Here is a 6,620-nt window from a genome sequence, read left to right on the forward strand (position 1 = left end):
CCGCGGACCTGGTGGCGGGCGCGGCGACGGCACGCACCCCGCTCGCCGCCTCGTTCGCCCTGGCCCGTACGGCCTCGACCGAGGCGCTCGTCCGGGTCAGCGCGGCCGTCAGACGCTGGGCCGCGCCGTCAGCGGTGGCGGCGGCGCCGAGGAAGGAGCCGAGAGGGCCCGCGACGCCCGCGAGCGGGTCGGCGACGGGGCGCGTCATCCGCGTGCCTTCGACAGGAACAGCAGCGCCGAGGCGGTGTCCTGGAGACTCCCGGTGTTCGCCTCGTAGTACTGCTCGATGTAGAAGCCGCCGTCGCTCGCCGCCGCGCCGGTGCCGAGGACCCCGGCGCGGGTCGAGTGGCCGAGCAGCCGGCTCAGCTTGGAGAGCGGCAGGACGGCCTCGGCCTCACCGGCCTCGGCGAGGATCGTGTGGACGCCGCCGGAGCGGGGCTGGACGATGCCGCCCTGGGCGAGGCGCGGGATCGTCGGGAGGTGGATGCCGAAGGACTTGCCGCCGACGACGGGCACCCAGCCGGGGACCGAGACGTGGATGCCGTTGAGGCGGCCGATCGCCGAGTTGATGAGCCCGATCACGGCGTTGAGCGGCCCGCTGACCGCGCCCTTGATGGCGCCGAAGGCGTTGCTCGCGATCGACTTGAGGCCGCTCCAGGCGCTGGAGAGCTTGCTGCGCACGGCGGTGAACGCGGCCGGGACGGTGTTGCGTATCCAGTTCACGACCGGCGAGATGACGGCCTTCACGCCGTTCCAGACGGACGTGACGACGCTCTTGATGGCCTTCATCGCCGTCGTGATGACGGTCTTCCAGAGGGTGAAGTACGTCTTGACGACGGTGGCGACGGCCTTGACGACGGTGGAGACGGCGGTCCTGATGCCGTTCCACACTTTCTTCATGAGGTCGCCTGCCGCCTTCATGATCGGGCCGACGGCCTTCATGACGGCGCTGATGACGGTGCGGATGGCGTTGAAGGCGGTGCCGAGGACCTTCTGCATCGTCTTCGACTGGCTCGCCATCTCGACGACCTTGGCGATGAGGGGCGCGAGCAGGGCCATCAGCACGCCGATGAGGTTCCCCTTCATCGACTTGTTGAGCCCCTTCATCCCCTTGTCCGCCTTGGCCGCCCCGGACTGGAACTTCCCGATCGCGGTCCCGCCCTTCTGGCCCGCCTTCCCGGCCTTCGTGACGGATTTCTCGGCCTTGTCGGCGGCGGACTTGAGGGAGTTGAGTTCTTTGGCGGACTGGGTGGCGGAGGACTTGAGGGAACGGAGACCGGTGCCGCCGGAGGTCGCGCTCCGGCGCAAAGCGCCGGCGGCCCGGTCGGCGGTACCGAGCTGGGTGGAGAAGGACCGCAGCGAGGTCGCGGCCTTTCCCAGGGACTGGACGAGGGACATGGCGTGGCTCCAGGGGAGGGTGGGCGGGCGGAAAGGAGTTGGGCCGGGACCGTGGGAGCAGACAGGACAGGCGCGGTGCCGGGCGGGTCAGGCCCCGAGCGCCCCCACGAGCCGCGACACCCGCTGCTCCAGTTGCCGCAGCCGCTCCGCATCGTCAGCCGGCGCTTCGCGCGCGACGGTGTTCGCCGCCCGTAGCCGCTGCTGCGTGGCGAACCGGTTCTCGCGCGCCTGTTCGCGGGTGAGTTCCACGAGCTCTTCCACAGTGCGTACGCGCGTGGTGATGCGCTGCAGCTTGTTCGGCAGTTCGTTCAGCTCACCCAGCTTGGTGGTGTGTTCGGTGAGCTTCGTCTCGTGCCCCGTAATTTTCTGTTCGATTTCTCGTCGCGTCCGGGCGATGACTTCGAGCGGGTCTTCCTGCCTTCGCTTCCCGAAGAGCCAGCCCCAGTCACCCCGGCTTCTCCCGGTCAGCTTCTCCAGCCCGGTTTCGATTATCTTCCCGATATCCAGGAGGGCGGGAAGTTCGAACTTTATGAGGGTGAGGGCTTTGGTGGTCGCAATGACCGCCAGGTAGTCGCTCCACTTGAGCCCCCACTCCTCCTTGTCGAATTCCAGTCCCTGCGGACCCTCCGCCGTGGCATGTGAATCCTCCTTTTTTTCCACCTCCTTCTTGAGGTCGGCTACCTGTTTCTGAAGATCCTGGAGTTCTTCCTGACCTGACATGACATCGCGCTCAATTCGGTCGAATCATTTCATTTCGCTTTGACGTCTCATTCAGCGGTGACCTAAAGTGCCTTCCGCAGGTCTGGGAGGAATCGGAGTGCGACTTTGGACGGTCAGTTGCTGGCGCTGAACGCGGGCGGCAGTCCGTGGGCCTATTCGATCGGCCTCATCTGGGTCGCGATCGGTGCCTGGGTGTCAGCCCGCGAGATGATCAAGGGAAGGCGCAGGACCGTCGGCCCCGGTCACTGTGTCCTGATCACGCCGCTGGCGGACGGTGCGAGTCATTGCATGTTCGAACTCGACAGCGACGCACGGTTCGCGCGTTTCCTGACCCAGAAGACCCCGGCCTTCGCCGTGGGCGACCCGGTCACTCTCTCCTACGACCCGCAAGACACGGGTGACGTCGTGCTCGCCGAGGAGCGTTCCGGGCTCGACGCCTGGAAAGGCGTGCTCTTCATCTCACCGATCGGCCTGGTCGTACTCCTCCTGACGTGGGTCACTTTCTCCGGCTGATCGCCCCTGTGCATATTGCTTCGCTTCGTGTTTCCGCCGGCTGGAATTTCCGCTGACGGGGTATCCGCCGGGGCGGACTGCCGGCTGGTGTGGTGTGCCGGTGAAGGGCCCCTCGCGAAGGTCTCGTCCTGGTCGCCGCTCGGCGCGTCCGCAGTGCTGGCCGCCGAGGCGGGGCGGGCGCGCGGCCTCGACGGCTGCTGCTGCGATGGGCGACGCGGACGCTTCGATGCCTTTCCTCGCTCGGCTTCGAGGATCGTGAATTCCTCCTGCCCCGCACCACTCTTCAGCTTGTTTTCCGCGTCTGCCTTCGTGGAGAGGACGGCGGTGGCGGTTTTATCCGTCGGAGCCCCGTATCGTCACCGGGCCCGTATGCTCACCTCCTGTCCGCCCGGCCTGCCGACCGATGCGGCGAATAGTTCTCCATGCTTCGGTGTGTCAGGGTTCAGGTGGTTGGATATGTTTATCGCTGCTATCTGTATCTCTGTCGCCCTTTTCGCGGTGGCAGCGGCGGGAGTGGTGGTCGATGTGCGCTATTTGCGGCGTCGCGTCGATATGGAGTTGTCGCTCGCGGGTTATGTGCCGGGGCGGAGGCGGGGAGAGACGGGTTTCCATCTGGAGAAGACGGTCCACGAGGGCAGGCTTTACAGCGGGATCATCTACGCCCGCGACGTGCGCTTCTCGGTGGGGCAGCCGGTGAAGGTCACCGTCGACCCGGACCGGAAGCACCTCATGTACCTGCGTGGTCGCGCGCCTCGCTTCCCCTCCAAGCCGCTCATCCTCTCCTTCGGAGCCTTCGGCCTCCTCGTCCTGGTGGGCGGGTGGATCGACACGCTCTGACCCCGGCCGGCTCAGCCGAGGAGACCGTCCGGTTCCGAAGGGGGGTGCGGAGGGCGTCCGGGGTTCACCGTCACTTTTGGCGACGGGCATCCCGGGACGAGCAGGTCTCCTCGCCGGAACGGGGAAAATACACTCTCGCGTGGGAGGTGCGCCGCGTTCGGTCCTGGCGGAAGTTCCGTGTCGAGTGGGCCTTCGACCTGCGGGGAGAGGCCGGGACGGTCACGGTGTGGTCGACCAGCCGGTCGTCGGAACCCTCGGAGAACAAGCCGGTGGTCTACGACCCGGAGGACTCCCAGCGGTGGTGCTTCACCGAGGACATGCCCCGCAATCCCGCACGCGTCCGGAAAATGGCTCCGGAGCATGTGGAAGGTGGCCGCGGCGTCGCTCGTCCTGTCGATCGTGCTGCTGGTGAGCTGAGCGCCCGGACCGGCACGGCCCCGCTACGCCTGTCAGCGGAAGAAGCTGCTCAACTCGTGCGGTGCGGGCAGCGGTTCGGGGGAATCGGGGGTGAGGGAAGCGGGCGCCTCCGCTGTCGTGCCCGCCTGTCCCGGCCTCGGGACCGGTTCGGGCATGTCGGGTTGTTCGGACTCGCCGTCGCTGTTGACGAGGGAGAACATCCAGTTCGCGGCGGCCAGGTGGTCGACGACCGCCGCCAGCAGGTAGTCGGTGACCGACCACTCGGCCGCTTCGCCCTCCGTCGCCCGCACCGTCGCGCTGTCGCGCGGGAGGTGGCGGATCAGGAGGGCGAGGCGGCGCGAGGAGAGGCGGGAGCGCTCGTCCCGGTGCCAGTCGAGGAGGTCGAGCCCGAAGTGGCGGAGAAGATCGGCTTCAAGAGCCTCGGCGTGTTCTTCGGCGAACGCGTCGAGGCTCAGTCTTCCCCCAGGCCGAGCCCGGTCTCCTTGCCGTAGGCGTCGAGGATCGCCGCGATGTCCTGCATCGTGAGGTCGATCCGCGCGAAGCGCGCGAACTGCTCCTTGCCGAGAAGGAGTTCGAGCAGTCCGTCCACGTCGTTGTCGTCGAGCGCGCGCAGCCCGCGCGCGGTCGCCCGGCTCAGCTCGGTCGGCAGCCGGAAGGTCTCGCCGTCGAGCGTGAAGGTCCAGTCGTTGCCGACCGCCTCCCTGCGCTGGGCACGGGCGGCGTTGACGTCGAAGGGGGCCATGAGGTCTCCGTTCAGGGTGAGTTGGTGGGTTCAGTGGGGGTACGGGGGTGCCGGGCCCTTCGCGGGGACCGGCACCCCCTGGGGTGCCCCGGCCGGGGCGGGCGGGTCAGGCCGTGGCGAAGGACGGGTCCTTCATGACGAAGGTCGCCAGCGGCTGGGTCTCGCCCGAGGAGAGCGCGGTGAAGGTGACACCGAGCGTGGCGGCGGACTTGCGGACGAGCTTGATGTCGTCCGAGGCCGTCACCTGGCCGCGCGGGATGACGAAGCGGTACGTGATCTCCGCGCCGTCGTGGAACTCCAGGCCGAGGGCGCGCTCGTCGAACTGCGGGCCGTCCGGCACGTCGTAGGTGAAGACACCAGGGTTCTCGGTGACGGGGCTGACGATGTCGCCGCCCATGAAGAACGGCAGCGTGTCCTCGTTGAACTGGAGCATGGCGAACTTGAGCGTCAGGTCGCGGTCCGAGTAGACGAACCGCGCCGGGCTCACCGCCTGCCAGGTCTCCACCGGGTCGAGCTTGTCCTTCTTGGAGAAGGTCACGCCGTCGGTGGAGGTGTACCCGAGGTCGCGCCACACCTTGCTGTCCCAGTCCGCCGCCGGGTCGGCGGAGAACTCGGTCGGCGCGGGCGTGCCGGCCGGGGCCACGAGGATGCGGCCCGTACCGGCGATGCGGATCTCGGAGGAGTTGTTACCGGCCATGTGCTGGCTTCCTTTCGAGGGGTGGAGTGCCCCCGCCGAAGCGGGGGCGGCCGTATCCCGGGGCGGGTACGGCGAGGGCCCCGCCGAGGGGTCGGCGGGGCCCGGTTCAGGGGGCGATGCGGCGCGTACGGCCGTGTATCGCGGCGCCCGGCTCGTACCGGCCGCGTGGGCCGCGTTCCGTCCGTACGCGTCACGTTCAGTCCGTACGCGTCGCGCTCAGTCCGCGCGCGTCGCGCTCAGTCCGTGCGGACGGCCATCCGCAGGATGCACACGTAGCGGTTGGCGCCCGCGTAGATGTAGTCGGGCAGCCAGCGCGGGCCGTCCTCCTCGATCACCTCGCCGATGAACGAGGTGCCGTAGACGGTGCCGGTCGCGGCGAGCAGCGTGGCGCGAGCCGCGTTGGCGAGCGCGTGGGCCTCGGACTTCGTCGGGCCGTAGACCTCCAGCTGGATGAGCGGCTGGTCGACGTGCAGGTCGTCGACCCAGGCGCCGCCCATCCGCGAGACGAGGACGGCGAGCTGGGTGCCGTCGAAACCGTCCGGCGGGGCGTCGTCCACGTACGCCTCGGCGACCTCGGGCCGCTTCTTGAGCAGGTCCCGCACGATCGCCTGGACGTCGGGGAAGGACCCCGGCGCGGAAGTGGGCATGGGGTGACTCCTATCGAGTACGGGCCGGGGACAGAAGGAGTCCCGGCGCGGGCCCGTACGGACGCGGGACACGACAGCGGCGGAGCCGGGCCCCCGGAGGGAGGTGGGCACAGCTCCGCCGCTGCACCCATAGTGATTCATCAATTGCGTGCGCGCAACCAACTTCGTGCCGCGAGGGGCGTCGCGGTGGTCGCGGAGTGTCGCCGCGTCATATGACAGACGTTCGCCCGGCGCCTGCGTTACGCTGAACGCTCGATTCGAACATTGATTCGAACGGCTGCGAAGTGCGGCGTCATGGCCGCAGGCGTAAGGACGGTGGGTTCGTGACGAGGAACGGCGAACGGAGGCCGGTCACCGGCGGTGAACGATCGTGGTGACCGGGGGAGCGCGGGAACAGCTCGCGGATGTGACGGCGGCGGCGGTCGCGGTCGCCGTGGAGTCGGCGCGCACCGGCAAGTACAACGTCGAGACGGCCCGTACTCTCGCGGCGGTCGTCGGCGAGATGGGGGCGAGAATCGTGGGGGACGCGGAGCTGCGCGGCTTCTCCACGGGGTGGCAGGAGGCGATGGCCACGAGAGCGCCGGCCCCCGCGAGACCCTTGCGCGCGGCCGGAGCGGGCCCCCGCGGCACGGCGGCGGCCCCCGGCCCC

At 68.9% G+C, this 6,620-nt stretch carries 9 protein-coding genes and 1 pseudogene; 3 read left to right on the forward strand and 7 right to left on the reverse strand.

Annotated features, from left to right (window positions below; genetic code table 11):
- The 3 genes and pseudogenes from G3I42_RS00530 to G3I42_RS00540 all read right to left on the reverse strand — a co-directional run.
- A pseudogene (locus G3I42_RS00530) lies at window positions 1-208 on the reverse strand (hypothetical protein); the annotation flags it as partial.
- Window positions 205-1,398 carry a phage tail protein gene (locus G3I42_RS00535; protein WP_164281881.1) on the reverse strand — a complete coding sequence of 398 codons (1,194 nt, stop codon included), beginning with the start codon at window positions 1,396-1,398 and terminating at the stop codon, window positions 205-207. The pseudogene G3I42_RS00530 and the gene G3I42_RS00535, both read right to left, overlap by 4 nt.
- 87 nt (window positions 1,399-1,485) lie before the next feature.
- Window positions 1,486-2,118, reverse strand: coding sequence for a hypothetical protein (locus G3I42_RS00540; RefSeq protein ID WP_164281882.1), 633 nt, complete (start codon window positions 2,116-2,118; stop codon window positions 1,486-1,488).
- 105 nt (window positions 2,119-2,223) lie between these two features.
- Between G3I42_RS00540 and G3I42_RS00545 the strand changes: the two genes are divergently transcribed.
- Both G3I42_RS00545 and G3I42_RS00550 read left to right on the forward strand, forming a co-directional pair.
- On the forward strand, window positions 2,224-2,631 hold the full coding sequence (locus G3I42_RS00545; RefSeq protein ID WP_164281883.1) for a hypothetical protein: 408 nt from the start codon (window positions 2,224-2,226) through the stop codon (window positions 2,629-2,631).
- Window positions 2,632-3,129: 498 nt separating this feature from the next.
- A complete protein-coding gene (locus G3I42_RS00550; RefSeq protein ID WP_164281884.1) occupies window positions 3,130-3,468 on the forward strand; it encodes a hypothetical protein in 339 nt (112 codons plus the stop codon).
- A 449-nt stretch (window positions 3,469-3,917) separates the two neighbouring features.
- On the opposite strand, the gene G3I42_RS37280 is transcribed toward G3I42_RS00550, so the two are convergent.
- The 4 genes from G3I42_RS37280 to G3I42_RS00570 form a co-directional block, all read right to left on the reverse strand.
- The gene (locus tag G3I42_RS37280; protein ID WP_164281889.1) at window positions 3,918-4,340 is read right to left on the reverse strand and encodes a hypothetical protein; all 423 of its coding nucleotides are present in this window, start codon (window positions 4,338-4,340) and stop codon (window positions 3,918-3,920) included.
- On the reverse strand, window positions 4,337-4,627 hold the full coding sequence (locus G3I42_RS00560) for a hypothetical protein (RefSeq protein WP_164281885.1): 291 nt from the start codon (window positions 4,625-4,627) through the stop codon (window positions 4,337-4,339). The genes G3I42_RS37280 and G3I42_RS00560 overlap by 4 nt, the downstream gene beginning before the upstream one ends.
- 106 nt (window positions 4,628-4,733) lie before the next feature.
- On the reverse strand, window positions 4,734-5,324 hold the full coding sequence (locus G3I42_RS00565) for a phage tail protein (RefSeq protein WP_164281886.1): 591 nt from the start codon (window positions 5,322-5,324) through the stop codon (window positions 4,734-4,736).
- Between the two features lie 236 nt (window positions 5,325-5,560).
- Window positions 5,561-5,971, reverse strand: coding sequence for a hypothetical protein (locus G3I42_RS00570; protein ID WP_164281887.1), 411 nt, complete (start codon window positions 5,969-5,971; stop codon window positions 5,561-5,563).
- A 370-nt stretch (window positions 5,972-6,341) separates the two neighbouring features.
- Between G3I42_RS00570 and G3I42_RS00575 the strand changes: the two genes are divergently transcribed.
- A partial coding sequence (locus G3I42_RS00575; RefSeq protein WP_164281888.1) for a hypothetical protein occupies window positions 6,342-6,620 on the forward strand: 279 nt, incomplete at its 3' end.

It is taken from the genome of Streptomyces sp. SID11385, assembly GCF_010548245.1.
Taxonomy (GTDB): domain Bacteria; phylum Actinomycetota; class Actinomycetes; order Streptomycetales; family Streptomycetaceae; genus Streptomyces.

Coding starts and splice junctions, on each gene's coding strand:
- G3I42_RS00570 (WP_164281887.1), bottom strand. CDS start 5,971: ATGCCCACTTCCGCGCCGGGGTCCTTCCCCGACGTCCAGGCGATCGTG.
- G3I42_RS00560 (WP_164281885.1), bottom strand. CDS start 4,627: ATGGCCCCCTTCGACGTCAACGCCGCCCGTGCCCAGCGCAGGGAGGCG.
- G3I42_RS00540 (WP_164281882.1), bottom strand. CDS start 2,118: ATGTCAGGTCAGGAAGAACTCCAGGATCTTCAGAAACAGGTAGCCGAC.
- G3I42_RS00565 (WP_164281886.1), bottom strand. CDS start 5,324: ATGGCCGGTAACAACTCCTCCGAGATCCGCATCGCCGGTACGGGCCGC.
- G3I42_RS00535 (WP_164281881.1), bottom strand. CDS start 1,398: ATGTCCCTCGTCCAGTCCCTGGGAAAGGCCGCGACCTCGCTGCGGTCC.